Source organism: Acidiphilium sp. C61, assembly GCF_905116885.1.
Taxonomy (GTDB): domain Bacteria; phylum Pseudomonadota; class Alphaproteobacteria; order Acetobacterales; family Acetobacteraceae; genus Acidiphilium.
In genome coordinates, this window is the sequence record NZ_CAJHNI010000005.1 from 2,543,176 (window position 1) to 2,568,096 (window position 24,921).

Annotated in this window: 18 protein-coding genes; 16 read left to right on the top strand and 2 right to left on the bottom strand. The window is 69.9% G+C overall.

Going from position 1 to position 24,921, the window contains the following annotated elements; translation table 11 throughout:
- Positions 1-99 precede the first annotated feature (99 nt).
- From HUW10_RS14790 to HUW10_RS14805, 4 genes are all read left to right on the top strand, one after another.
- The gene (locus HUW10_RS14790) at positions 100-2,517 is read left to right on the top strand and encodes a transketolase (RefSeq protein WP_174504187.1); all 2,418 of its coding nucleotides are present in this window, start codon (positions 100-102) and stop codon (positions 2,515-2,517) included.
- A gap of 255 nt (positions 2,518-2,772) precedes the next feature.
- Complete coding sequence (locus HUW10_RS14795; protein WP_236656417.1) at positions 2,773-3,960, top strand: MFS transporter; 1,188 nt, start codon at positions 2,773-2,775, stop codon at positions 3,958-3,960.
- 84 nt (positions 3,961-4,044) lie between these two features.
- The gene (locus HUW10_RS14800) at positions 4,045-5,313 is read left to right on the top strand and encodes a DUF445 domain-containing protein (protein WP_307781119.1); all 1,269 of its coding nucleotides are present in this window, start codon (positions 4,045-4,047) and stop codon (positions 5,311-5,313) included.
- Between the two features lie 2 nt (positions 5,314-5,315).
- Positions 5,316-6,296, top strand: a complete 981-nt coding sequence (locus HUW10_RS14805; protein WP_174504189.1) for an NAD(P)-dependent oxidoreductase — start codon at positions 5,316-5,318, stop codon at positions 6,294-6,296.
- Here HUW10_RS14805 and HUW10_RS14810 read toward each other — a convergent pair.
- The gene (locus HUW10_RS14810) at positions 6,290-6,964 is read right to left on the bottom strand and encodes a YggS family pyridoxal phosphate-dependent enzyme (protein ID WP_174504190.1); all 675 of its coding nucleotides are present in this window, start codon (positions 6,962-6,964) and stop codon (positions 6,290-6,292) included. The two genes, HUW10_RS14805 and HUW10_RS14810, sit on opposite strands and share 7 nt — an antisense overlap.
- Between HUW10_RS14810 and HUW10_RS14815 the strand changes: the two genes are divergently transcribed.
- From HUW10_RS14815 to uvrA, 7 genes are all read left to right on the top strand, one after another.
- Positions 6,963-7,559: a thiamine phosphate synthase gene (locus HUW10_RS14815; protein WP_174504191.1), complete on the top strand. Its 597-nt coding sequence runs from the start codon at positions 6,963-6,965 to the stop codon at positions 7,557-7,559. The two genes, HUW10_RS14810 and HUW10_RS14815, sit on opposite strands and share 2 nt — an antisense overlap.
- Before the next feature lie 169 nt (positions 7,560-7,728).
- Complete coding sequence (locus HUW10_RS14820; protein WP_174504192.1) at positions 7,729-9,003, top strand: porin; 1,275 nt, start codon at positions 7,729-7,731, stop codon at positions 9,001-9,003.
- A gap of 274 nt (positions 9,004-9,277) precedes the next feature.
- Positions 9,278-9,814 carry a DUF3576 domain-containing protein gene (locus HUW10_RS14825; protein WP_371808634.1) on the top strand — a complete coding sequence of 179 codons (537 nt, stop codon included), beginning with the start codon at positions 9,278-9,280 and terminating at the stop codon, positions 9,812-9,814.
- 3 nt (positions 9,815-9,817) lie between these two features.
- The gene (gene leuS, locus HUW10_RS14830) at positions 9,818-12,412 is read left to right on the top strand and encodes a leucine--tRNA ligase (RefSeq protein WP_174504194.1); all 2,595 of its coding nucleotides are present in this window, start codon (positions 9,818-9,820) and stop codon (positions 12,410-12,412) included.
- Positions 12,396-12,923 carry a hypothetical protein gene (locus tag HUW10_RS14835; RefSeq protein WP_174504195.1) on the top strand — a complete coding sequence of 176 codons (528 nt, stop codon included), beginning with the start codon at positions 12,396-12,398 and terminating at the stop codon, positions 12,921-12,923. The genes leuS and HUW10_RS14835 overlap by 17 nt, the downstream gene beginning before the upstream one ends.
- Before the next feature lie 4 nt (positions 12,924-12,927).
- The gene (gene holA, locus HUW10_RS14840; RefSeq protein WP_174504196.1) at positions 12,928-13,941 is read left to right on the top strand and encodes a DNA polymerase III subunit delta; all 1,014 of its coding nucleotides are present in this window, start codon (positions 12,928-12,930) and stop codon (positions 13,939-13,941) included.
- 223 nt (positions 13,942-14,164) lie between these two features.
- Complete coding sequence (uvrA, locus tag HUW10_RS14845) at positions 14,165-17,050, top strand: excinuclease ABC subunit UvrA (protein WP_174504197.1); 2,886 nt, start codon at positions 14,165-14,167, stop codon at positions 17,048-17,050.
- A gap of 111 nt (positions 17,051-17,161) precedes the next feature.
- Here uvrA and HUW10_RS14850 read toward each other — a convergent pair whose 3' ends face one another.
- Positions 17,162-19,450 carry an FdhF/YdeP family oxidoreductase gene (locus HUW10_RS14850; RefSeq protein ID WP_236656418.1) on the bottom strand — a complete coding sequence of 763 codons (2,289 nt, stop codon included), beginning with the start codon at positions 19,448-19,450 and terminating at the stop codon, positions 17,162-17,164.
- Between the two features lie 319 nt (positions 19,451-19,769).
- On the opposite strand from HUW10_RS14850, the gene HUW10_RS14855 reads away from it, so the two are divergent.
- From HUW10_RS14855 to cydB, 5 genes are all read left to right on the top strand, one after another.
- A complete protein-coding gene (locus tag HUW10_RS14855) occupies positions 19,770-20,702 on the top strand; it encodes a LysR family transcriptional regulator (RefSeq protein ID WP_174504198.1) in 933 nt (310 codons plus the stop codon).
- A gap of 57 nt (positions 20,703-20,759) precedes the next feature.
- Complete coding sequence (locus tag HUW10_RS14860; RefSeq protein ID WP_174504199.1) at positions 20,760-21,671, top strand: bestrophin family protein; 912 nt, start codon at positions 20,760-20,762, stop codon at positions 21,669-21,671.
- A gap of 72 nt (positions 21,672-21,743) precedes the next feature.
- On the top strand, positions 21,744-22,382 hold the full coding sequence (locus HUW10_RS14865) for a GbsR/MarR family transcriptional regulator (protein ID WP_174504200.1): 639 nt from the start codon (positions 21,744-21,746) through the stop codon (positions 22,380-22,382).
- Positions 22,379-23,797, top strand: coding sequence for a cytochrome ubiquinol oxidase subunit I (locus tag HUW10_RS14870; RefSeq protein ID WP_174504201.1), 1,419 nt, complete (start codon positions 22,379-22,381; stop codon positions 23,795-23,797). Before HUW10_RS14865 ends, HUW10_RS14870 begins: the two co-directional genes overlap by 4 nt.
- Positions 23,798-23,802: 5 nt before the next feature.
- Positions 23,803-24,828 carry a cytochrome d ubiquinol oxidase subunit II gene (gene cydB / locus HUW10_RS14875; RefSeq protein WP_174504202.1) on the top strand — a complete coding sequence of 342 codons (1,026 nt, stop codon included), beginning with the start codon at positions 23,803-23,805 and terminating at the stop codon, positions 24,826-24,828.
- Positions 24,829-24,921: the final 93 nt, after the last annotated feature.

Consider the following 24,921-nt stretch of genomic DNA (forward strand, 5'->3'; position numbering starts at 1 on the left):
ATATCGCCACGATATTGTCCAATGTCGCGTGAATCGCAAGGATTCGCTCCACCCGCCTGCCTAGACTCCGAGCACCGCCCTCATGCCGGGAGACCGCGAATGACGCCGCATCTGAAAACCGCCGAACAGCGCCTGCTCTGGCTGTCGCACTGGATGATCCACAACGCCAACCATCTCCGGCCGAAGGCGGACGGCATCAAGATCGGCGGGCATCAGGCCTCCTCCGCCTCGATGGTGAGCATCATGGCGGCGCTCTATTTCACCGCGCTGCGCCCGCAAGACCGCGTCGCGGTCAAGCCGCACGCCGCCCCGGTGTTCCACGCGATGCAATACCTGATGGGCAATACCACGCGCGCGCGGCTGGAGACTTTCCGCGGCTTCGGCGGCACCCAGAGCTATCCGAGCCGCACCAAGGACGATGACGACGTCGATTTTTCCACCGGCTCGGTCGGGCTCGGCGTCGCCATCACCTCCTTCGCCGCGCTGGTGCAGGACTATATCGCGGCGAAGCAATGGGGGCGGGATGTGCGGCGCGGCCGCATGGTCGCGCTGATGGGCGATGCCGAGATCGACGAGGGCAACATCCACGAATGCCTCCAGGAAGGCTGGAAGAACGGGCTGCGCGATGTCTGGTGGGTGATCGACTATAACCGCCAGTCGCTCGATGGCGTCGCCCGCGAGGGGCTGTGGCAGCGCATCGAGAAGATCTTCGAGGCGTTCGGCTGGGATGTGGTGCGGATCAAATACGGCGCGCTGCAGCGCGCGGCCTTCGCCGAGCCGGGCGGGGAGGCGCTGCGAAACTGGATCGATTCCTGCCCCAACCAGCGCTACGCAGCACTCACCTTCCAGGGCGGCGCCGCCTGGCGCAAGCGCCTGCTCGACGAGCTGGGCGACCAGGGCGCGGTCTCGGCGCTGATCGCCCGGCGCAGCGATGCCGAGCTGGCCGCGCTGATGGAAAATCTCGGCGGCAACTGCGTGCAGACCATGGCGGATGTTTTCGCCGCCATCGATCATGACCGCCCGACCTGCTTCCTCGCCTACACGATCAAGGGCTGGGGCACGCCGATCGCCGGGCACAAGGACAATCACGGCGGGGTGATGACGGTCGAGCAGATGCAGGCCTGGCAGCGCCACATGGGCGTGGGTCAGGGCGAGGAATGGGAGCGCTTCGCCGCGGTCGCGGATGTGGAGGGCTTCCGCGCCTGGCTCGATGCGGCGCCCTTCTTCGCCGCCGGCCGCCGCCGGCACGACGATGCGCAACTGCCGGTCCCCGCCCTCGCTTCCCCCGGCGAGCGGGAAATCTCCACCCAGGCCGCCTTCGGCCGTATCCTCGACGATCTCGCCCGCGGCGACAGCGCGCTCGCCGCGCGCATCCTCACCACCTCGCCCGACGTCACCGGCACCACCTCGCTCGGCCCCTGGGTCAACCGCCGCCGCCTGTTCGCCCGCGAGGCGATGGCCGATCTTTTCCGCGCCGAGAAAATCCCCTCGACCGCCCGCTGGGATTTCGCCCCTGAGGGCCAGCATCTCGAACTCGGCATCGCCGAGACCAACCTGATGCTGCTGCTCGCCGCCGCCGGCCTCGCCCGGTCGCTGTTCGGCCGCCGCCTGATCCCCATCGGCACCGTCTACGATCCCTTCATCGCCCGCGGGCTCGATGCGCTGAACTACGCCTGTTACCAGGATGCCCGCTTCCTGCTGGTCGGCACGCCCTCCGGGGTCACCCTCGCGCCCGAGGGTGGGGCGCACCAGTCGATCGGCACGCCGGCGATCGGCATGACCCAGCCCGGGCTCGCCGCCTTCGAGCCGGCCTTCGCCGATGAACTGGCGGCGATCATGGAATGGGCGTTCGACCATCTCCAGCGCGACGCCGCCGATCCGCATACCGATCCGCGCATCGATCCACGCACTGGCCTTGCCGATGCGGCGGGCGGCTCGGTCTATCTCCGCCTGTCCACCAACCCGGTCGAGCAGCCGGGCCGGCGCGGCACCGCCTGGCGGCAGGGTGCGACCGACGGCGCCTACTGGCTGCGCGAGCCGGGGCCGAATGCCGAACTCGTCATCGCCTATCAGGGGGTGGTGGCGCCGGAGGCGATCCGCGCCGCCGGGGCGCTGGCGGAAAGCCGGCGCGACATCGGCGTGCTCGCCGTCACCTCGGCCGACCGGCTGCATGAAGGCTGGAGCGCATCCCAGCGCGCGCGCTGCCGCGGCGAGGCGGTAACCTCGCTCGCCGAGCGCCTGCTCGCCCCGCTCCCGCGCGACTGCCGCATCGTCACGGTGATCGACGGCCATCCCGCAACCCTGTCCTGGCTCGGCGGCGTCGCCGGCCATCCGGTGCTGCCGCTCGGCGTCGAGCGCTTCGGCCAGACCGGCACGATCGCCGATCTCTACCGCGCCAACGGCATCGACGCCGCCTCGATCATCGAGCGCGTCGGCACCTTCACCAGCGGCCGTCCGGTGCTGGCCTTCCCGGCCCGTCCGCGCGCCCGGTCCGGGGCGGCCGCTCTCGCGGGGTGATGCTCGCGATCTGATCCCGGCGGGCTTGGCATCGCGCCGCATATCGTCCTACCTGCGGACCAGAGCACGTTCCGATCCATCCGGATCGGATGTCGTGCTCTATCTTGTTGATAATTAGAGCATCTTTATCCGATCAGATGATTCCATCTGATCGGATGATGCTCTAGGAGGACCGACGATGGCAGATTGTGCTGGGCGACGCTCGCAAGGGCGGCATGATGGCGCGACGCTCGCGTTGACGTCATGAGCGCGCCGGTGGAAACGGGCCTCGCGCGGCCGCGCCTGCCGCGCGCCATCTGGGCGCTCGGGTGCGTCAGCCTGCTGATGGATATCTCGTCCGAGATGGTCCACGCGCTGCTGCCGGTTTTCCTCGTCGTCACCCTCGGCGCCGGCACCGAGATGGTCGGCCTGGTCGAGGGGCTGGGCGAGGGGACGGCCTCGATCGTCAAGATGTTCTCCGGCTGGCTGAGCGACCGGCTCGGCCGGCGCAAGGCGCTGGCCATCGTCGGCTATGCGATGGGCGCGCTGTCGAAACCCGTCTTCGCGATCGCCCCGGCGGCGGGCTGGGTGCTCGGCGCCCGCGTGTTCGACCGGATCGGCAAGGGCGTGCGCGGCGCCCCGCGCGATGCGCTTGTGGGCGACCTCGCGCCGCCGGGCATGAGCGGGGCGGCCTTTGGCCTGCGCCAGTCGCTCGACACGGTGGGCGCCTTCGCCGGCCCGCTGCTCGCGATCGTGCTGATGGCGGCGAGCGGCGACAATATCCGCCTCGTCTTCTGGCTGGCGCTGCCCTTCGGCCTCGCCGCGGTGGCGCTGCTCGCGGTCGCGGTGCGCGAGCCGCCGCCAAAGCCCGATCGCCCGCCCGTCCGCCTGCCGCTGCGCGCCAGCGAATTCGCATCGCTCGGCCCGCGCTTCCGCGGCGTCGTGCTGGCCGGCGCGGTGCTGACGCTCGCCCGTTTCGGCGAGGCGTTCCTCGTGCTCCGCGCCCGCAGCCTCGGCCTGCCGCTGGCGCTCACCCCGGCGGTGCTGGTGGTGATGAACGTGGTCTACGGCCTCGCCGCCTATCCCGCCGGCCGCCTCGCCGACCGGCTGGACCGCCGGGGCGTGCTCGCCGCCGGGTTCGGCGTGCTGATCCTGGCCGATCTCTGCCTCGGCTTCGCCCCCTCGCTCGTCGTCGGCCTGATCGGCATCGCCCTGTTCGGCCTGCATATGGGGCTGACCCAGGGCGTGCTCTCGGCGCTGGTCTCCGATGCCGCGCCGCCCGGCGCGCGCGGCACCGCCTTCGGCGTGTTCCACCTCGCCAGCGGCGTCGCGCTGCTGGCCGCGAGCCTGATCGCCGGCCTCGCCTGGAGCGTCGCCGGCCCGGCGGCGACGTTCCTGGCCAGCGCCGGCTTCGCCGTGGCCGGCCTCGCGCTGCTGAGGGCTCCCGCGCGCGACGGCGCGTAAAGCTGAACCCGCGCGCGACTGACCTTGCGCGACCGATCCCGCCGCCGGGTTGCCCCTTGCTGCGGATCAGGCCACATCAGCGCAATGACCGTATCCGACCCCGACGCCGCACTCCGCCGCTCGCTCTTCCGGCACCGGGCCTTCGCGACCGGGCTGCTCGCGCTGATGGCGGCGCTGATGGCGGTGGGCTACGCAATGCCGCCCGACCCCGCCGCCCTGTTCCTGCGCGATGCCGCCAAGGCCGGGCTGATCGGCGGCCTGGCCGACTGGTTCGCCGTCACCGCGCTGTTCCGCCACCCGCTCGGCCTGCCGATCCCGCACACCGCCATCCTGCCGGCGCAGAAGGAGCGGCTCGGCGCCGCCCTCGGCCGCTTCGTCGCCAACCACGTCTTCACCGGCGCCGATGTGACGCGGTTTCTCGCCGGGCTCGACATCCCCGCCCTGCTCGGCCGCTTCCTCGCCGATCCGGCGATGTCGGCGCCGCTCGCCGAAGCCATCGCCGGAGCGCTGCCGCGCCTGCTCGATTCGGTCGAGGACGGCCGCGCGCGGCGCGTGCTCGGCCGGCTGCTGCCGCGCATGGCGGGCGGGCCGACCGCCGGCCGCCTCGTCGCCCGCGCGCTTGCCTCGCTGGTCGAGAGCGGGCGGCACCAGGAGGTGTTCAGTTTCACCCTCGGCCAGCTTCGCCTGCTGCTGCAAAGCCGCGAGGCCGAGCTGAAACAGGCGGTGCGCGAGCGCGTCCGCGAGCAGGGCGGCGCGCTGGTCGGCTGGGCGGTGGGGGCGAACATCGCCGCGCGCGTCGTCACCGCGCTCAACACCGAGCTGGAACGCATCGACCCCGATGGCTCCGAGCTGCGCGCCGCCTTCGATGAATGGGTGCGCCGCGAGATCGTCCGCCTCACCGAGGATCCGGAACGCGCCGCCGAACTCGGCGCCGCCCTGCGCGGCGTGGTCGGGCATGAGAGCGTGCGCGCCTGGGGTGGCGAGCTGTGGGCGCGGCTGCGCGCGGCGATCGCGGCGGACGCCGCACGGCCGGGTGGTCACGCGCAGCTTCTCATCGCCGGCGCCCTCGCCAATTTCGGCACGCTGCTCGCCGCCGATCCCACCATGCGCGCGCGCATCTCCGCCGGCGCCGGCCTCGTCGTCACCCGGCTGCTGCCCGGCGCGCAGGCCGAGATCGCCGGCTTCATCGGCCGCGTGGTCGGGAATTGGGATGCCGCGACCATCACCGAGCGGCTCGAACTGCGCGTCGGCAAGGACCTGCAATTCATCCGCGTCAACGGCACGCTGGTCGGCTTCCTCGCCGGCGGGCTGATCTTCCTTGTCCTGCATTTCGGATTTCACCAGCCGGGGTAAGCATGCACATCCACATCCAGGAATTCGCCGACAGCCCCTATCTCAAGCTGACGGCGCCCGAGTTTCACGAGGCCGCCGGCCTCGCCGGCGAGATCGGCGCCGGCCACACCCTGACCGTGGGCGAGACCGCGGCCGAGTTCGCCGCCGCGGCGCCCGGGATCGAGGCGCTGATCGCCACCCCCGCCGCGATCCGCCGGCTCGATCTCACGCTCGCGCCGCGCTTGCGGCTGATCCAGTCCACCTCCGCCGGCGTCGACCCGCTCGCCCCGTTCGACATGATCCCCAGCGGGGTGATGCTGCTGAACAATCGCGGCGTGCACGCCGACCGCGCCGGCGAATTCGCGATCATGGCGATGCTGATGCTGGCGACCCACATGCCCGCCTTCGCGACCGACCAGCGCGCCCATCGCTGGCAGCGCCGCGCCTCCGGCACGGTGGCCGGCAGGCGCGCGACCATCGTCGGCGTCGGCGGTCTCGGCGGCGGCGCGGCGCGGCGGGCGCGGCAGTTCGGCATCCATGTGACCGGTGTGCGCAACGGCACCGCCCCGCACCCCGATTGCGACGCGACCCGCCCGATCGCCGATCTCGACCTGATGCTGCCCAACACCGATTTCCTGCTCCTCGCCTGTCCGCTCACCGCGGCGACGCGCAACCTGCTCGATGCGCGGCGGCTGGCGCTGCTGCCGCCGCATGCCGGGGTGATCAACATGGGCCGCGGCGCGCTGGCGGATCAGCCGGCACTCTGTGCGGCGCTGCGCGCGGGGACCATCGCCGGCGCGGTGCTCGACGTCTTCGCCACCGAGCCGGTCCCGCCGGATGATCCGGTCTGGGACACGCCGAACCTGATCATGACGCCGCATATCTCCTCGGACGATCCGGCCCGCTACAACGCGGCGACGCTGGCCAGCTTCTTCGCGTCGCTGCGCGCACTCGCCGCCGGCCGCCTCCCGGCCACGCTGGTCGATTTCGCCCGGGGCTATTGAGGCGCGTGGCGCGCGCCGAACAGCGCCGAGCCGACGCGCACCTCGGTCGCCCCGCAGGCGATCGCGGTCTCGAAATCATCGGACATGCCGATCGAGCGCACCGCCAGCCCGTGCGTGTCGGCCATGGCGACGAGGGTGCGGAAATGCGGCGCGGGGTCGTCGCCGAGCGGCGGAATCGCCATCAGCCCGTGCAGGCGCTCGCCGAACCGGGCGCGCATCGCGCGGATGAAACCATCCGCCTCGGCCATGCTCACCCCGGCCTTCTGCGGTTCGTCGCCGACATTCACCTGCACCAGCAGCCGCGGCATCCGCCCGGCGCGCTCGGCGGCCGCCGCCAGCGCATCGGCGAGTTTCGGCCGGTCGAGCGAATCGATGCAGTCGAACAAGTCCACCGCCTCGCGCGCCTTGTTGGTCTGCAACGGCCCGATCAGGTGCAGCGCGAGGCCCGGATGCGCCGGGCGCAGCAGCGGGAACTTCGCCGCCGCCTCCTGCACCCGGTTCTCGCCGAACACGCGTTGCCCGGCGCCGAGCGCCGCCTCGACCGTCGCGACCGGCTTGGTTTTCGACACCGCGATGAGCGTGACCGCGCGTCCCTGTGCGGCCGTGGCGATTCGCGCGCGGAGGGCATCGAGGGCGGGCCTGATCGTGTCGGGGCTGAATTCGCTCATGGATGAACAACTGATCGCGGCGGCGCGGGCGGTCAAGCGCCGCCGCCGCACAAGCCACCCGACGCTGTGGCTGTTCACCGATCCCGCTCGGCTGCCCGATCCGCTGGCGGCGATCGCGGTGCTGCCGCCCGGCCTGTCCGGCGTGGTGCTGCGCGACGAGGTCTCGGTGGCGCGCGCCGCCGCCATCGCCCGGCTGTGCCGCGCGCGGCGGATCGCGCTGGTGGTCGCCGGCGCGCCGCACCTCGCCGCGGCGCTGCATGCCGGGCTGCATCTGCGTCGCGGCGCCCATCTCGGCTGCGCCCACCTCACCCGTGGCTGGATCACCGCCTCCGCGCATGGCCGGGCGGAACTCGTCCGCGCCCGCCGCGCCGGCGCGGACCTCGTGTTTCTCTCGCCCGCCTTCCCGACCGTGAGCCATCCCGGCGCGCCCGCCCTGGGGCCGGTGCGCTGGGCGGCGCTCGCGCGCGGGGCAGGGCTGCCGGTCATCGCGCTGGGCGGCGTGCGGGGGCGCCGGCTGCGCGCGCTCGGCCGATCCTGCGCCGGCGCCGCCGCAATCGGAGCGCTGGCCATTCAGCGCCATACACTGTGTCCTTGATACAACAGCGCATCTAAATAGCCCGCAAGCCGTCCCACGCATGTTGCTTCCTGAGACTGAAATGCCTTTTATCCGCTTGTCCGCTGCCCGGCCGCGATTGGTCGCCTTTCCGATACGGCGCAGGCAGCGCAGGATTCACGCCGGTTCGGCCGGCACAATGGAGGTTTGAATGCGCAAGTATCTTCTGGCGTCTGCCGCGTCGCTCGGCTTGATGGTCGCGGCGTCCGGCGCCGCCCACGCCCAGGCTGCCAAGGCTCCGGCCCCGGGCTCGATCCATGTCTACCTCAACGGCCTGATCAACGACCAGATCAACATGATCGGCGCGTCCGGCGACAGCGTCCAGGGCGGCACCAAGCTGAACCCGATCGGCATGTCCGGCTTCATCCGCCTGTATCCGGGCTTCGACGGCACCACCGAGAATGGCGTGCAGTACGGTGCGCATATCGAGCTGCGCACGGCCTACAGCAGCGCCGGCGTCGGCATTGCCGAGAATAGCGCCAGCGGCAGCCTGACCGGCGTCGCGATCCGCCGCGCCTTCGCCTATATTGGCACGCCGCAGACCGGTTTCGTCCGCTTCGGCCAGACCGATGGCATCTGGTGGCTGCTCTCCACCGGCGAATACTACAATTTCGGTGACGGCAACCTGTGGAACTCCGATGGTGGCGTCGGCGCCGCTGTCCCCTCGCCGGACGCTCCCTCGGGCCTCTTCACCTCGACCGGCGCGCTCTACACCACCAACAAGATCGTCTACATCTCGCCGAAGATCGCGGGCTTCCAGGCCGGCTTCGACTATGAGCCGAACTCGAACGGCTTCAAGCAGGGCGAGGCTTGCGCCATTGGCAGCACCACCTGCGCCACGCTGGCGAGCGCTCCGGGCGGTGCGGGCAATGCCCGTCGCAAGAACACCGTCACCGGCGGCATCGAATATTCCGGCGAGTTCAACGGCGTTGGCGTGACGCTGGCCTATGACTACCTGCACGCCGCGCCGATCGGCAACAGCACCGGCGCCAACGTGTACAAGTCGATGGGCATCAACGAGCTGTCCGGCCAGGTCAAGTATGCCGGCTTCACCCTCGGCGTGAATGCGAAGGCTGGCCAGGTCAACAGCGGCCTGCACTTCCTGATGCCCGGCCAGCGCGACCTGACCTTCTATGAAGTGACCGGCATCTACGACATGGGCCCCTACACGGTCGGTGCCTACTACTTCAACAACCAGTCGGCTGGCGCTTACACGCTCGGCTCCGGCATCGGCCGCACCGAGACCGACTATGGTGTTGCGGTTGGCGCCAACTACGCCCTCAGCAAGAACCTCGGCCTGTATGCGACCTACCTCTATGGTCACCGTCACCAGGCGAACTACAGCTTCGCGTCGAACAGCGCGACGAACCTGAAGAACAACGTGCAGTCCCAGGCGATCAGCCTCGGCGCCGCTCTGAAGTGGTAATCTGACCCGCAAGGTGTTCAGATGGGGCGGCGGAGCGATCCGCCGCCCTTTTCTTTTGGCGGCCTTCACGGCTGCACCTGTTTGCCGGCCCTCACGGCCGCACCCGTTTGGCGGCCTTCGCGGCCGCACCCGTTTGGCGGCCTTCACGGCCGCACGTTTGGCGGCCTTCGCGGCCGCGCGGCCCTTGGCGCGGTCGCGTCGCAGGGTTAAAGACCATCGTTGCCGGCCGGATCCTCCGGTCCGAACTGCGGAGACGAATGTGCGCTTTCCAGACATGACCTGCCCGAACCATTTCCCGCGGACCGCCCTGAAGCTCGCGGCGCTCGCCTCCGCCCTCGCGCTCGTGGCGTGCAGCAACGCGCAGCAGCCGAACCTGCCGAGCATGCAGTCCTACCGGGTGCCCCAGGCAATGGCATCGAGCGGCAATGGCGGCGGCATCGGCTCGCTGTTCAGCCTCGGCGGCAAGAGCCAGGCCGGGCAGACCGGCGTCGCCGTCAACGCCTATCTCTGGCGCGCCTCGCTCGACACGCTGAGCTTCATGCCGCTCGCCTCGGCCGATCCCTTCGCCGGCGTCATCATCTCCGACTGGTATTCCCCGCCCGGCACGACCGACCATCGCTTCAAGGTCACCGCCTATGTGCTCGGCACCACGCTCGCCGCCAACAACCTCCGGGTCTCGGTGTTCGAGCAGGGCCGCAGCGGCGGCGCCTGGGTCGACCAGCCGGTTGATCCCGCGGTCGCCAGCGGCATCGAGGACCGCATCCTCGCCCGCGCCGCCCAGCTCAAGGCCGCGGGACAGCTGAACGGCTGATCCATGGACCAGACCACGCACGATTCCGGCGCCTATGATTTTTCCGCCGCCGAGGCACGCTGGCAGGCCGAATGGGACGCGCGGGCCTGCTTCGCCACCGCCGACATCCCCGCCGGCGGCCGGCGCAAATGCTACGTGCTCGAGATGTTCCCCTACCCCTCGGGCAAGATCCACATGGGCCATGTCCGCAATTACGCGATCGGCGACGTGATCGCCCGCGCCCGCCGCGCCCAGGGCTATGACGTTCTCCACCCGATGGGCTGGGACGCGTTCGGCCTGCCGGCCGAGAACGCGGCGCGCGAGCGCAATGTCGATCCCGCGAAATGGACCCGCGACAACATCGCGGCGATGAAGACCGACCTCAAGCGCGTCGGCCTCTCGGTCGACTGGTCGCGCGAATTCGCCACCTGCGATCCCGAATATTACGGCCACCAGCAGAAGCTCTTCCTCGATCTCTTTCGCGCCGGCCTCGCCTATCGCCGCGAATCGGCGGTGAACTGGGACCCGGTCGACATGACCGTGCTGGCCAATGAACAGGTGATCGACGGGCGGGGCTGGAAATCCGGCGCGCTGGTGGAAAAGCGCAAGCTCCGCCAGTGGTTCTTCCGCATTACCGATTTCGCCGACGACCTGCTCGCCGGGCTCGACACGCTGGAGAACTGGCCTGAGCGCGTGCGCACCATGCAGCGCAACTGGATCGGCCGGTCCGAAGGCGCCGAATTCTCGATCCGCCTGACGGAACCCTGCGCCGGGATCGACAGCGTGCCGGTCTACTCCACCCGGCCGGACACGCTGTTCGGCATGAGCTTCGTCGCCCTCGCGCCGGACCATCCGCTCGCCGCCGCCATCGCCGCGACCAATCAGCAGGCCGCCGCCTTCATCGCCGCCTGCCAGAGTGCCGGCACCTCCGAGGCCGCGATCGAGGCGGCCGAGAAGCGCGGCTTCGACACCGGGCTGCGCGTCGTCCACCCCTTCGACCCGTCGCGCACCCACCCGGTCTGGATCGCCAATTTCGTGCTGATGGACTACGGCACGGGTGCGATTTTCGGCTGCCCGGCGCATGACCAGCGCGACCTCGATTTCGCCCGCAAATACGGGCTCGACGTCACCGTCGTCGTCGCGCCCAAGGACGATCCCGGCCTCGCGGTGGGCGATGTCGCCTTCACCGGCGATGGCCTGATCGTCAATTCCGGCTTCCTCGATGGTCTCGCCGTCGCGGCGGCGAAATCCCGCGCCATCGCCGAGCTTGAGGCGCGCGGCGCCGGCAAGGGCGTGGTCAACTGGCGCCTGCGCGACTGGGGCGTCTCCCGCCAGCGCGCCTGGGGCTGCCCGATCCCGGTGATCCATTGCGAGGTCTGCGGCACCGTTCCCGTGCCGGAGAAGGATCTGCCGGTGCGCCTGCCGGAAGACCTCCCGTTCGACCGGCCGGGCAACGCGCTCGACCATCACCCGAGCTGGAAACACGTCGCCTGCCCGCAATGCGGCGCCGCCGCCCAGCGCGAGACCGACACGTTCGACACGTTCGTCGATTCCTCGTGGTATTTCGCCCGCTTCTGCGCCCCCCGCGCCGCGGTGCCGGCGGACCCGGCGGCGACCTCGCACTGGATGCCGGTCGATCACTATATCGGCGGCATCGAGCACGCGATCCTGCACCTGCTCTACGCCCGCTTCTTCACCCGGGCGATGCACCGGCTCGGCCAGGTCGGCGTCGCCGAGCCCTTCGCCGGCCTGTTCACCCAGGGCATGCTCACGCATGAGAGCTACCGCACCGAAGACGGCAAGTGGCTCTACCCCGAGGAGGTGATCCGCCACACCGATCACGCGACGACGCTCGATGGCCGCAAGGTGATCGTCGGCCCGATCGAGAAAATGTCGAAATCGAAGCGCAACACGGTCGATCCCTCGGCCGTCATCGCCCGCTTCGGCGCCGACACCGCGCGCTGGTTCGTCCTGTCGGACAATCCGCCCGAGCGCGACGTGGAATGGACCGAGGCCGGCGCCCAGGGCGCGTTCCGCTATGTCCAGCGCCTCCATCGCCTCGCCCGCAGCGTCGCCGCCGACCGTGCGGACGAGGTGGCGCTGGAGCGCGCCGAGGGCGAGGCCCGCAAGCTGCGCCAGGCGACCCACCGCACCATCGCCGCGGTCACCGAGGCGATCGACGGCTTCGCCTTCAACGTCGCCATCGCCCGGCTCTACGAGCTGGCCAACGCCATCGCCGAGTCCGAGGGCCGCACCGCCCCCGGCCTGCCGGCGGCGCGGCGCGAGGCGATGTCGGTGCTGATCCGCCTCGCCGCCCCGATCATCCCGCATGTCGCCGAAGAGGCGAACGCGCTGCTCGATCCCGCCTCCGGCCTCGTCGTCGACCAGCCCTGGCCGGTCGCCGACCCGGAGCTGCTCAAGCGGGATTCGATCACGCTGGCGGTGCAGATCATGGGCAAGCTGCGCGGCACGATCGAGCTGCCGCCGGGCGCTGATGCCGAAACCGCCATCGCGGCGGCGCTGGCCGAGCCGCGCATCGCGCAACTGCTGGCGGGGGCGAATATCGTCAAGCGCATCCACGTCCCCGACCGGATCGTGAACTTTGTCGTCCGGCCCTGAAGTCCTGGTCCTCGCCCTGGCGCTGCCGCTGGCGCTCGCCGGCTGCGGCTTCCGCCCGCTCTATGGCGGCGGCCCCGCCGGGGCCGCGGTCAGCGCCCAGCTCGACGAGGTCGATGTCGGCCTCCTGCCGGACCGCCAGGGCCAGCTGCTGCGCCAGGCGCTGGAGGCCGATCTCCAGCGTGCCGGCGCGCCCGGCTTCTACCGTTACTACCTGAAGGTCAGCTATGGCGGCTGGGCCGGCCAGCCCCTCGGCCTCCAGCCCGACAGCTCGAATACCCGCGTCCGCTACATCGCCTCGGCGAGATGGGAGCTGACCGCGGAGGGCAACCGCACCACGGTGATCGCCCGCGGCACCGCCGAGGCGATGGACGCGGCCAACATCATCGACAACCAGAACTTCGCCGCCACCCTCGACCAGGGCGTGCTGCGCCACCATTTCGCCCAGCGCCTCGCCCGGCAGATCACCGCACAACTCGCCGCCTATTTCCGCAATCACCCCGACCGGGGCTAGCCGCTTGAAGATCGACGCCCGCAACGTCGAGCGGTTTCTCGCCGATCCCGGTGCGGCGCGCTTCGTCCTTGTCTATGGGCCCGACACCTCGCTCGTCGCCGAACGGGCGCGGCGCCTTGCGAAGCGCGTCGCCGGCGCGCTCGACGATCCGTTCCGCCTTACCGAACTCGATGCCGACACCGCCGAGCGCCTGCCGGAAGAGGCGGCGGCGCAGGCCTTCGGCGGCGGCCGCCGCGTGGTGCTGCTGCGCGATGCGGCGGATCGTCAGGCTCCGGTCGTCGAGACGATGCTGGAGGGCAGGGGGGATGCGCTGGTGATCGGCATGGCGGCCGATCTCGCCGCTCGCTCGAAGCTGCGCACGCTCGCCGAAAAACACACCGAAGCCGCCGCCATCGCCTGCTACCCGCCGGAGGGCGCGGCGCGCGGCCCGGCGCTGGAGGCGGCCCTGCGCGCCGCCGGGGTGGGCATCGGCCGCGAGGCGCTGGCGCTCGCCGCCAGCCGGCTCGGCGGCGAAACCGGCGCGCTGCGCGACGCCGCCGAGCGGCTCGCCCTCTATGCCGGGCCGGGCGGCGCGGTCGATCTCGCCGCGGTCGAGGCGGTGCTGGACGATCAGGGCTCCGCCTCGATGCAGGATGCGATCGATGCGGCGCTGGCCGGCAACATCGCCGCCGCCGACCATGCGATCGGCCTCGCCCTCGAAGAGGGGGCGGCGCCGGTCGCGGTGATGCGGGTGCTGCTGTCCGAGCTGGCGGCGCTGCGCCTCGTGGCCGATGCGGTCGGACGCGGCGCCAGCCCGCGCGACGCCATCGCCGCCCGCCGCCCGCCGGTTTTTTTCAAGCGCCAGCCGGCCGCCCTGGCCGCCGCCGCACGGTGGCGCGAGCCCGCCATCATGGCCGCGATCGAGCGCGTGCTGCGCGCCGAGGCCGATTGCAAGCGCACCGGCGCGATGCCCGAGCTGATCGCCCGGCAGACCCTGCTCGGCCTCGCCCAGCGCGCCGCGCGCGGGTCGGCCTCCTGATCCATCCCCTCTTTCCAGCCCGCGCCGGCGGGGCCATATCCAGCAATAGCACTATCCGATCAGATGGCGTCGTCTGACCGGAACGTGCTCTAGAGCATCATCGGATCAGATGGAATCATCTGATCGGATAAAGATGCTCTAATTATCAATAGGATAGAGTACGACATCCGATCCGGATGGATCGGAACGTGCTCTAAGACAGATCGGGGTTCAGAGGCGGTTCATGGCAGGGTCGGGCTACATCACCGTGCGCGGCGCGCGCGAGCACAATCTGAAAAACATCGACGTCCGCATCCCGCGCGACCAGCTGACCGTGATCACCGGCCTGTCCGGCTCCGGCAAATCCTCGCTCGCCTTCGACACGATCTATGCCGAGGGCCAGCGCCGCTATGTCGAGAGCCTGTCCGCCTATGCGCGGCAGTTCCTCGAACTGATGGGCAAGCCGGATGTCGACAGTATCGAGGGCCTCTCCCCGGCGATCTCGATCGAGCAGAAAACCACCTCGCGCAACCCGCGCTCCACCGTCGGCACCGTCACCGAAATCCACGACTACATGCGCCTGCTCTGGGCCCGCGCCGGCGTGCCCTATTCGCCGGCCACCGGCCTGCCGATCGAGGCGCAGACGGTGAGCCAGATGGTCGACCGGGTGATGGCGATGCCTTCCGGCACCCGGCTGCTGCTGCTCGCCCCGGTGGTGCGCGACCGCAAGGGCGAATACCGCAAGGAACTCGCCGAATTGCAGCGCCGCGGCTTCACCCGCGTGAAGGTCGACGGCAAGCTCTACGAAATCGCCGAGGTGCCGGCGCTCAACAAGAAGATCAAGCACGAGATCGAGGCGGTGGTGGACCGCATCGTCGTGCGCGAGGGCGCGGAACAGCGCCTCGCCGATTCCTTCGAGACCGCGCTCGCCCTCTCGGATGGCATCGCCTATGCCGAGAACGCCGACAGCGGCGAGCGCACGGTGTTTTCCGCCCGCTTCGCCTGCCCGGTCTCCGGCTTCACGATCGAGGAGATCGAGCCGCGCCTGTTCAGCTTCAACTCGCCGCACGGCGCCTGCCCCGAATGCGCCGGTCTCGGCACCGAAACCGTGTTCGACCCCGCGCTGATCGTCCCCGACGAGCGCCGCCCGCTCGCCGAGCAGGCCATCGCCCCCTGGGCCAACGCGCAATCGCCCTATTACGAACAGACGCTGGCCAGCCTCGCGAAGCATTTCAAGGTGAAGCTGACCACGCCCTGGGAAGACCTGCCCGAGACGGTGCGCGAGGCGATCCTGTTCGGCGCCGGCACCACCGAGATCGCCTTCTCCTACAAGGATGGCGTGCGCGCCTATACCGTCACCCGCCCGTTCGAGGGGGTGGTGCGCAATCTCGAACGCCGCATGCGCGAGACCGACAGTGTCTGGGTGCGCGAGGAGCTGGCGCGCTACCAGGCCGAGCAGCCCTGCCGGCGCTGCCAGGGTGCGCGCCTGCGCGACGAGGCGCTGGCCGTCCGCATCGCCGCGAAAAACATCGCCGAGGCCTCGGATCTCTCGATCCGCGAGGCGCGCGACTGGTTCGCCACCGTGCTCGACACGCTGACCCCGCAGCGCCAGGACATCGCCCGCCGCATCCTGCGCGAGATCAACGAGCGGCTGCAATTCCTCGTCGATGTCGGGCTCGACTATCTCTCCCTTGCCCGCAGCTCGGCGACACTCTCCGGCGGCGAAAGCCAGCGCATCCGCCTCGCCAGCCAGATCGGCTCCGGCCTCACCGGCGTTCTCTATGTTCTCGACGAACCCTCGATCGGTCTGCACCAGCGCGATAACGAGCGGTTACTCGGAACGCTGCGCCGGCTGCGCGATCTCGGCAACACGGTCCTCGTCGTCGAGCATGACGAGGATGCGATCCGCAGCGCCGATCATGTGATCGATATCGGCCCGCGCGCCGGTGTGCATGGCGGCGAGCTGATCGCCGAGGGCACGGTGGCCGACATCGCCGCCAATCCGCGCTCGCTCACCGGCGACTATCTCTCCGGCCGCCGCGCCATCGCGGTGCCGGACCGCCGCCGCCCGGTCGATCCCGCGCGGATGCTGAAACTCGTCGGCGCCCGCGGCAACAATCTCAAGACCGTCACCGGCGAATTCCCCCTCGGCGTGTTCACCGCCGTCACCGGCGTCTCCGGCGGCGGCAAGTCCACTCTGGTGATCGACACGCTCTACAAGGCGGTCTCCCGCCGGCTGATGGGCTCGGGCCAGGTGCCCGCGCCGTTCGACCGGCTCGACGGGCTCGACCTGCTCGACAAGATCATCGAGATCGACCAGTCGCCGATCGGCCGCACCCCGCGCTCGAACCCGGCGACCTATACCGATCTCTTCGCCCCGATCCGCGACTGGTTCGCCGAACTGCCGGAAAGCCGCGCGCGCGGCTACAAATCCGGCCGCTTCTCCTTCAACGTCAAGGGCGGGCGCTGCGAGGCCTGCCAGGGCGACGGTGTGCTGAAAATCGAGATGCACTTCCTGCCCGACGTGTTCGTCACCTGCGACACCTGCAAGGGAAAACGTTACAACCGCGAAACGCTGGAAATCCGCTTCCGCGACAAGTCGATCGCCGATGTGCTCGACATGAATGTCGACGAGGCGATGGGCTATTTCTCCGCCCAGCCGCGCATCCGCGACCGGCTCGAACTGCTCGGCAAGGTCGGGCTCGGCTACATCAAGCTCGGCCAGGCGGCGACCACCCTTTCGGGCGGCGAGGCGCAGCGCATCAAGCTCGCCAAGGAACTCGCCCGCCGCGCCACCGGCCGCACGCTCTATATTCTTGACGAGCCGACAACAGGACTGCACTTTGAGGATGTCCGCAAATTGCTGGAGGTTCTCCATGCGCTGGTCGATGCCGGCAACACCGTGATCGTGATCGAGCACAATCTGGAGGTCATCAAGACCGCCGATTGGATCATCGATCTCGGCCCCGAGGGCGGCGATGGCGGCGGCGAGATCGTCGCCGCCGGCACGCCCGAGGATGTGGTGGGGAGCGACCGCTCGCACACCGCCCGCTTCCTCGCCCCGCTGCTGCCCGATCCGCTGGCCAAGCCGGCGGCGCGACCCCCCGGCCGCCGCCGCAAGGTCGCCTGATGCTGCCCTAGAGCACGTTCCGATCCATCCGGATCGGATGTCGTGCTCTATCTTGTTGATAACCAGAGCATCTTTATCCGATCAGATGCTTCCATCTGATCGGATGTTGCCCTACGCCCCGGCGGCGAGCGGCGCCACGGTGACCGGCACCGATTTGTAGGTCGGCGTGCCGCTCTGCCGGTCGTGCCGCGACAGCGGCATCAGCACGTTGGCCTCCGGGTAATAGGCCGCGACCGAGCCTTCCGCGATGTCGTATTCGATGGCGGTGAACCCGGCGAGGCGATGCGCCCCGTCCTCGGCATGGGCGACGTCGATGCGCCCGCCATGCTCGATGCCGAGCCGCTCCATGTCGGCGCGGTTCATGAACACGACGTCGCGCCGGCCGAACACGCCGCGATAGCGGTCGTCCATCCCGTAGATCGTGGTGTTGTACTGGTCATGGCTGCGGATCGTGGTCAGCAGCAGGGTCTCCTGCTCCGCGCCGGCGCCGCCCGGCGGCATGAACTCGGCGCGGCCCGAGGCGGTGCGCCACTCGCGCTCGGCCGGCGGGATCGGCAGGCGGAAGCCGCCCGGCACGGCGACGCGCGCGTTGAAATCGGCGAAATCGGGGAATACCGCCTCGATCGCGTCGCGGATCAGGCTGTAATCGGCCACCATCTCGCCCCAGGGCACGGTGCTGCGGGGCAGGGTGGCCATCGCCATCCCGGCGACGATCGCTGGCTCCGAGCGCAGCAGCTGCGAGGCCGGCGCGAGCTTGCCGGCCGAGGCATGCACCATCGACATCGAATCCTCGACGGTGATGACCTGCGGTCCGCTCTGCTGGATATCCTCCTCGGTGCGGCCGAGGCAGGGCAGGATGATCGATTCGCGGCCGATCAGCAGATGCGAGCGGTTCAGCTTGGTGGCGACATGCACGGCGAGATCCAGCTTGCGCATCGCCGCGGCGCAGGCCTCGGTATCCGGCATGGCGATGGCGAGATTGCCGCCGAGTGCCAGCAGCGCGCGGGACTCGCCGCGCAGCATCGCCTCCATCGCCGCGACCGCGTCATGCCCGTGGGCGCGCGGCGGCGCGAAGCCGAACCGCTGCGCGATCCGCTCCAGCATCGCCTCGCCCGGCTTTTCGGTGATTCCCACGGTGCGGTCGCCCTGCACGTTGGAATGGCCGCGCAGCGGGCAGATCCCCGCTCCCTCGCGGCCGAAATTCCCGCGCAGCAGCAGCAGGTTGGCGATCTGGCGCACATTCTGCGTGCCGGTCGAATGCTGGGTGATGCCCATGCCATAGGTGACGATGGTCGATTTCGCCCGCGCGTAATGCCCCGCCACGGTGGCGAGATCGGCGCGCGACAGCCCGCTCGCCGCCTCGATCCGCTCCCACGGCGTCGCGCGCAGGTCGGCGGCGAGATCGTCGAACCCGTTGGTGTGGGCCGCGATGAACTCCCGATCCAGGATCCCGGCCTCCGGCCCCGCCTCGGCATCGAGTTCGAGCAGCGCCTTCATGATGCCCGAGAGTGCCGCGGCATCGCCGCCGACCCGCACCTTGAGATAGGTCGAGGCGATCGGCGTCGCCCCCATCGTCGCCATCTCCACCGCGTTCTGCGGATCGGCGAAGCGTTCCAGCGCCCGCTCGCGCATCGGGTTGAACACGATGATCGGCACCCCGCGGCGCGCCACCTCGTGCAGCGTGCCCATCATGCGCGGATGGTTGGTGCCGGGATTGTGGCCCATCGCGATGATCAGGTCGCAATGGTCGAAATCGTCGAGCGAGACGGTGCCCTTGCCGAACCCGATCGACTGCGGCAGCCCGACGCTGGTCGCCTCATGGCACATGTTCGAGCAGTCGGGGAAATTGTTGGTGCCGTATTCGCGGGCGAACAGCTGGTAGAGGAACGCCGCCTCGTTCGAGGCGCGGCCGGAGGTGTAGAACTCCACCATGTTGGGGTCGGGCAGGGCGCGCAGCACCGCGCCGATGCGGGCGAAGGCGTCGTCCCAGCCGATCTCGCGATAGGTGTCGCTCGCGTGGTCATAGGCCAGCGGATGGGTCAGCCGCCCGGCATCCTCCAGCGCGTGGTCGGACCAGCCGAGCAGCTCGCTCACCGTGTGGGCGGCGAAGAAATCGGGGCCGACGCGCTTGCGCGTCGCTTCCCAGGTCACCGCCTTGGCGCCGTTCTCGCAGAACTGGAAGGTCGAGGTGTGTTCCTTGTCCGGCCAGGCGCAGCCGGGGCAGTCGAACCCGGTGGGCTTGTTGGTGCGCAGCAGCAGGCGGGCGGCGTCGCCGGCATCCATCTGGGTGCGGATCGCCTTGGCGGTGGCGCGCAGCGCGCCCCAGCCGCCGGCGGGCGCGCCATAGGGCCGGATGCCCTTCAGGTTGTGATCGGGCACGATGCGACGTCGCGTGGTCATGGGCTGCATCTCCGCTAGAGCGCCTTCCGGTCCGTCGGGGCCGGCCGCGGTTCTCTATGATGGTGATCATTAAAGCATCGTTACCCGCTCGGATATTTCCATCCGCCCGGGCGGTGCTCTGGTCTGGCCGCGCCGGCCCGCAAGCCGGTCGCGCCTCGCACGTGAGCCAGTGTGTCCGAACCTGCAACCCCTTGGACGACAAAATACCTGTGCAGAACGGGGCAGGGGGCACGACCCCCCTTGCTGCGCGGCGGTGTATGGCCGACATCAGGGCCGATCGGCGTCTGCTGTAGGGCGTCGCCCCGCCGGAGGTCAGAACGTGGATTACCTGGGAGCCTTGCGCCTGTTCGGCCGCGCGGTCGAGCTTGGCAGTTTCTCGAAGGCGGCCGAGGCGCAGGGGGCGAAAGTGTCGACCGTCTCGCGCGCCGTCGCCGGGCTCGAGGCCGATCTCGGCGTCGCCCTGTTCCACCGCTCGACCCGCCGCCTCCACCTCACCGAGCCGGGCGAGCAATTCTACGCCCAGGTGCAGGCCATCCTCCGCAATCTTGACGAAGCGCGCGATTCCGTCGCGGCGATGCAGGCGCGGCCGCAGGGCCTGCTGCGGCTCAACCTGCCCGGCGCCTTCGGCCGCCGCCATGTCGTCCCCTTCATCCCGGAATTCCTCAAGCTCTATCCCGGCCTCAGGCTCGAACTCTCCTTCACCGACGTGCGGATGGACCTGCTGGCCAGCGGCGCCGACCTCGCCATCCGCATCGGCCCGCTGATCGATTCGACGCTGATCGCCCGCAAGCTCGCCGGCCATCGCCGCGTCGTCTGCGCGAGCCCGTCCTATCTCGCCAGCGCCCCGCCGCTCGCCGCGCCGCGCGACCTGCTGCGCCACAACGCCCTGATCTACACGCTGCAACCGACCGACCGCTGGTTCTTCCGCCGCGGCGCCGAGGCCGGCGCGCCGGAGGAGGAAGTGCCGATCGCCGGCATTCTCCGCTCCGATGATTCCGAGGCGCTGCTCGATGCCGCCCTCGCCGGCGTCGGCATCGCCCTGCTACCGGTCTGGCTGGTCGGCGAGGACATCGCCCGCGGCCGGCTGGTGCGGCTGCTGCCGGACTGGTTCTCGATGATCTCGACCCGCCCCGGCGGCATCTACGGCATCTACCCGCCGCATGCCCGCATCTCCCCCAAGGTGCGCGCCTTTCTCGACTTCATCGAGACGAAATTCGGCCGCCCGCCCTACTGGGATACCGAGGCCGGCTGATCCCTCCCGCCCGGCCTACCCGTTCCGTCCCGTCTCCCCCGCCCGAGGATTGCCCGCATGATCGTTCACGACCGCGCCAACACGCTGACCCTGCTGACCACCCTGCGCGGCTCGATCCTGCAACGCGTCGCGCCGCGGCTGCTGGCGCTGTTCCTGCTCGCCCTCGCCGTCACCATCGCCCATGCAATCCACCCGCTGCCGGACTGGCCGCTGGCCACCGTGCCCTTCACCCTGCTCGGCCTCGGCCTGTCGATCTTTCTCGGCTTCCGCAACAGCGCCTGCTACGACCGCTGGTGGGAAGGGCGGCGGCAATGGGGAACGCTGATCGCCGAATCCCGCGCCCTGATCCGCGAGATCACCGCGCTCCTGCCCGATGACGCCGCACTCACTCAGCGCCTCGGCGGCCGCATCGCCGCCTTCGCCCACCTGCTGCGCGATCATCTGCGCGGCGCGGCGGGGGCGGACTGGCAGGACTGGCTCGCCCCCGCCGAGCGCGCGTGGCTCGCCGGCCAGCGCAACCGGCCGGACGCGGCGCTGCGCCTGCTCTCCGCCGAACTGGCCGGCCTCGTCGCCGCCGGCAGGCTGAGCGACATGCTCTACCGCATCCTCGCCGAGCGCATCGCCGCGATGACCGGCATCCAGGCCGCCTGCGAGCGCCTGCGCACCACGCCCACCCCCTTCACCTACTCCCTGCTGCTGCACCGCACCGCATGGCTGTTCTGCATCTTCCTCCCCTTCGGCTTCGTGCAGACGCTCGGCCTCGCCACACCCATCGTCACGGTGATCCTCGGCTATGCGTTTTTCGGCCTCGATGCGCTGGGCGACGAGCTGGAGGAGCCTTTCGCCATCTCCCAAAATGCCTTGCCGCTCAATGCTTTCGCACGAACGATCGAGATCGCGGTGCTCGAAGCCCTCGGCGCCGACGAGCTGCCGCCGCCGCTGTTGCCGGTCAATCACGTCCTGTCGTGAACCCCGCCCCATGGGTTGACATGGCCGCGTCACTGGCTACTTGGATTTCAGAAATTACTGAAAGTTCAGACAGTGCCGCTCTCCCCCATCATCGAGGCCTTCGTGCTGCATTTCGGCGAGATGGGCAGCCATTGGGGCATCAACCGCACGGTCGGGCAGATCTACGCGCTGCTCTACGTGTCCGATCGCCCGCTGCCGGCCGACGAGATCGCCGAAACCCTCGGCTTCTCCCGCTCGAACGTCTCGATGGGGCTGAAGGAGCTGCAATCCTGGCGCCTCGTGCGGCTGCAACACCTGTCGGGTGACCGGCGCGAGCATTTCTCGACCCCGGACGACATCTGGCAGATCGTCCGCGCCCTCGCCGAGGAGCGCCGCCGCCGCGAGATCGACCCCACCCTCACCGTGCTGCGCGACCTGCTGATGGAGGCCCCCCGCTCGGAGGCCGACCGGCTCGCCCAGCGCCGCCTCGCCGAGATGCACGACCTGATCGAGCTGCTGATGCGCTGGTCGGAAGACGTGCAGAAGCTCGACAACAAGGATCTGGTCCAGCTGCTCCGCCTCGGCGGCCGCGTCGTCGCGCTGCTGGAACTGAAGAACCGCCTGCCGCTGCTCGGGCGCGGCAAGGCCGGCCGCTCCCGGCCCGAGACAACCGAAGCCGACGCCCTTGCCGGCGCCGACGCCGACGACAACAACGATACGGACAGAGAATGACAAGCATGCATGCCGGCGGGCTGGCGATCGTGCTCGCACGCGCCCAGTTCGGTTTCACCATCGCCTTTCACATCATGTTCCCGGCCTTCTCGATCGGGCTCGCCGCCTATCTGACGGTGCTCGAGCTGATGTGGCTGGTCACCAATCGCCCGGTCTATCTCGACGCCTATCGCTACTGGCTGAAGATCTTCGCCGTGATCTTCGCGATCGGCGTCGTCTCCGGCCTGGTGATGGCCTACGAGGTCGGCGCCAACTGGTCCGGCTACTCGGCCAAGGTCGGGCCGATCCTCGGGCCGCTGCTCGCCTGGGAGACGATGACGGCCTTCTTCCTCGAGGCCGGCTTCCTCGGCATCATGCTGTTCGGCATGTCGCGCGTCGGCCCGAAGCTGCATTTCGCGGCGACCGCGCTGGTCTCGATCGGCACGCTGATCTCGGCCTCGTGGATTCTCGCCGCGAATTCGTGGATGCAGACGCCCCGCGGCTACGCGATCGGCGCGAACGGCGATTTCGTGCCGAAGAACTGGCTCGCCATCATCTTCAACCCGACCTTCCCCTACATGTGGCTGCACATGGTGCTCGCCGCCTTCATCGCGACGGCGCTCGCCGTCGGCGCGGTCGGCGCGTTCCACCTGCTGCGCAACCCGAAAAACCCGGTCAGCCGGCTGATGTTCTCGATGGCGATGTGGATGCTGACCATCGCCGTGCCGGTCCAGGGCTATATCGGCGATGAATCCGGCCGCGCGACGATGACCGACCAGCCGCTGAAGCTCGCCGCGATGGAGGGCGACTTCCACACCCGCGCCGGCCAGGCGCTGCACCTGTTCGGCTGGCCCAGCCGCAGCCTCGGCCGCCTGCTCTATGACGTGAAGATCCCCGATCTCGGCTCGCTGATCATCACCCACAAGCTGCACGGCGTGGTGCAGGGGCTCGATGCGTTCCCGAAATCCGACTGGCCGGTGCTGATCCCGACCTTCTGGGGCTTCCGCGTCATGGTCGGGCTGTGGTCGCTGATGCTGCTCCTCGCCCTCGGCGCGCTGGCCCTGCGCCGCGGCGGCCGGCTCTATGAGAACGCCTGGTTCAAGCGCTTCGCGGTGGCGATGGGCCCGGCCGGCTTCATCACCATCATCGCCGGCTGGGTGGTCACCGAAACCGGCCGCCAGCCCTGGACGGTCTATGGTGTGCTGCGCACGGTGCAGAGCGCCTCGCCGCTCACCCTGGGCGAGATCGTCTGGTCGTTCGGCGTCATCATCGTGCTCTACACGCTCGTCTTCGGCGTCGGCATCCGCTACGTGCTCGGCCTGATGGCGCATGAGCCGACGGTGGGCGAACCGCCGCTGCGCGACGACAAGCCGCTGCGCAGCCATGGCCCGCACCGCCTGCACGATCCCGCTGCCGCCCCGAGCCCGGCGGAGTGACCGCCATGCTCAACGCCCACACATTGCCGATCATCTGGGGCTGCATCATGGCCTTCGTGATCTTCGCCTATGTCGTGCTCGACGGGTTCGATCTCGGCGTCGGCATCCTCTTCGCGGCCGAGCGCGGCCGCACCGAGCGGGACGTGATGGTGAATTCCATCGCCCCGGTCTGGGATGGCAACGAAACCTGGCTGGTGCTCGGCGGCTCCGGCCTCTACGGCGCCTTCCCCGAGGCCTACAGCGTGATCCTGCCGGCGGTCTACCCGCTGGTGATCGCCATGCTGATCGGCCTCATCCTGCGCGGCGTCGCCTTCGAGTTCCGCTTCCGCGCCCATACCGAGCAGCACCGGCTCAACTGGGATTACGGGTTCTGGTTCGGCTCGGTCCTCGCCGCCTTCTGCCAGGGGGCGATCCTCGGCGCCGTGCTGCACGGCACCAGGGTCGTCGGCGACCAGTTCGCCGGCGGGCCCTTCGCCTGGTTCTCCGCCTTCTCGGTGTTCACCGGCCTCGCGGTGGTCTGCGGCTACGCGCTGCTCGGCGCCGCCTGGCTGGTCTGGCGCACCGAAGGCGGGCTGCAACTGCGGATGCGCCACGAAACCGCCCGGCTCACGCTCGGCATGCTCGCCTGCATCCTCGCCGTCAGCATCTGGTCCCCGCTGCTCGACCATGCCTATGCCGTGCGCTGGTTCACCTGGCCGGGCCTCGCCGTCACCGGCCTCGCCCCGCTCGCGGTGATGGCGCTGGCCTTCGTGCTGTTCCGCGCCCTGCGCCGCGGCGCCGCCTCGCGTGACAACACCGCCTTCCTCTGCGCGCTCGGCCTGTTCCTGGTCAGCTTTCTCGGCCTCGGCTTCTCGCTGTTCCCGAACATCATCCCGCCCGGCGTGACCATCTGGCAGGCCGCATCCCCGGTCGGCTCGCAGGAATTCCTGCTGGCCGGTGCCGCGGTGATGCTCCCGGTCATCATCGCCTACAACGCCTTCGCCTACCGCGTCTTCCACGGCAAGGTCGACCACGCGGCCTTCGATCACTGAGCCCGACGCCCGGCCCGCATGCAGGGCCGGGCGCATGGCTGGACAGCATGGCCAAGCCGTGTTGATACAATGTTCCGCCGCGGCAGGACGCCG

Coding starts and splice junctions, on each gene's coding strand:
- HUW10_RS14790 (WP_174504187.1), top strand. CDS start 100: ATGACGCCGCATCTGAAAACCGCCGAACAGCGCCTGCTCTGGCTGTCG.
- HUW10_RS14800 (WP_307781119.1), top strand. CDS start 4,045: ATGACCGTATCCGACCCCGACGCCGCACTCCGCCGCTCGCTCTTCCGG.
- HUW10_RS14805 (WP_174504189.1), top strand. CDS start 5,316: ATGCACATCCACATCCAGGAATTCGCCGACAGCCCCTATCTCAAGCTG.
- HUW10_RS14815 (WP_174504191.1), top strand. CDS start 6,963: ATGGATGAACAACTGATCGCGGCGGCGCGGGCGGTCAAGCGCCGCCGC.
- HUW10_RS14810 (WP_174504190.1), bottom strand. CDS start 6,964: ATGAGCGAATTCAGCCCCGACACGATCAGGCCCGCCCTCGATGCCCTC.
- HUW10_RS14820 (WP_174504192.1), top strand. CDS start 7,729: ATGCGCAAGTATCTTCTGGCGTCTGCCGCGTCGCTCGGCTTGATGGTC.
- HUW10_RS14825 (WP_371808634.1), top strand. CDS start 9,278: ATGACCTGCCCGAACCATTTCCCGCGGACCGCCCTGAAGCTCGCGGCG.
- leuS (WP_174504194.1), top strand. CDS start 9,818: ATGGACCAGACCACGCACGATTCCGGCGCCTATGATTTTTCCGCCGCC.
- uvrA (WP_174504197.1), top strand. CDS start 14,165: ATGGCAGGGTCGGGCTACATCACCGTGCGCGGCGCGCGCGAGCACAAT.
- HUW10_RS14850 (WP_236656418.1), bottom strand. CDS start 19,450: ATGACCACGCGACGTCGCATCGTGCCCGATCACAACCTGAAGGGCATC.
- HUW10_RS14860 (WP_174504199.1), top strand. CDS start 20,760: ATGATCGTTCACGACCGCGCCAACACGCTGACCCTGCTGACCACCCTG.
- HUW10_RS14870 (WP_174504201.1), top strand. CDS start 22,379: ATGACAAGCATGCATGCCGGCGGGCTGGCGATCGTGCTCGCACGCGCC.
- cydB (WP_174504202.1), top strand. CDS start 23,803: ATGCTCAACGCCCACACATTGCCGATCATCTGGGGCTGCATCATGGCC.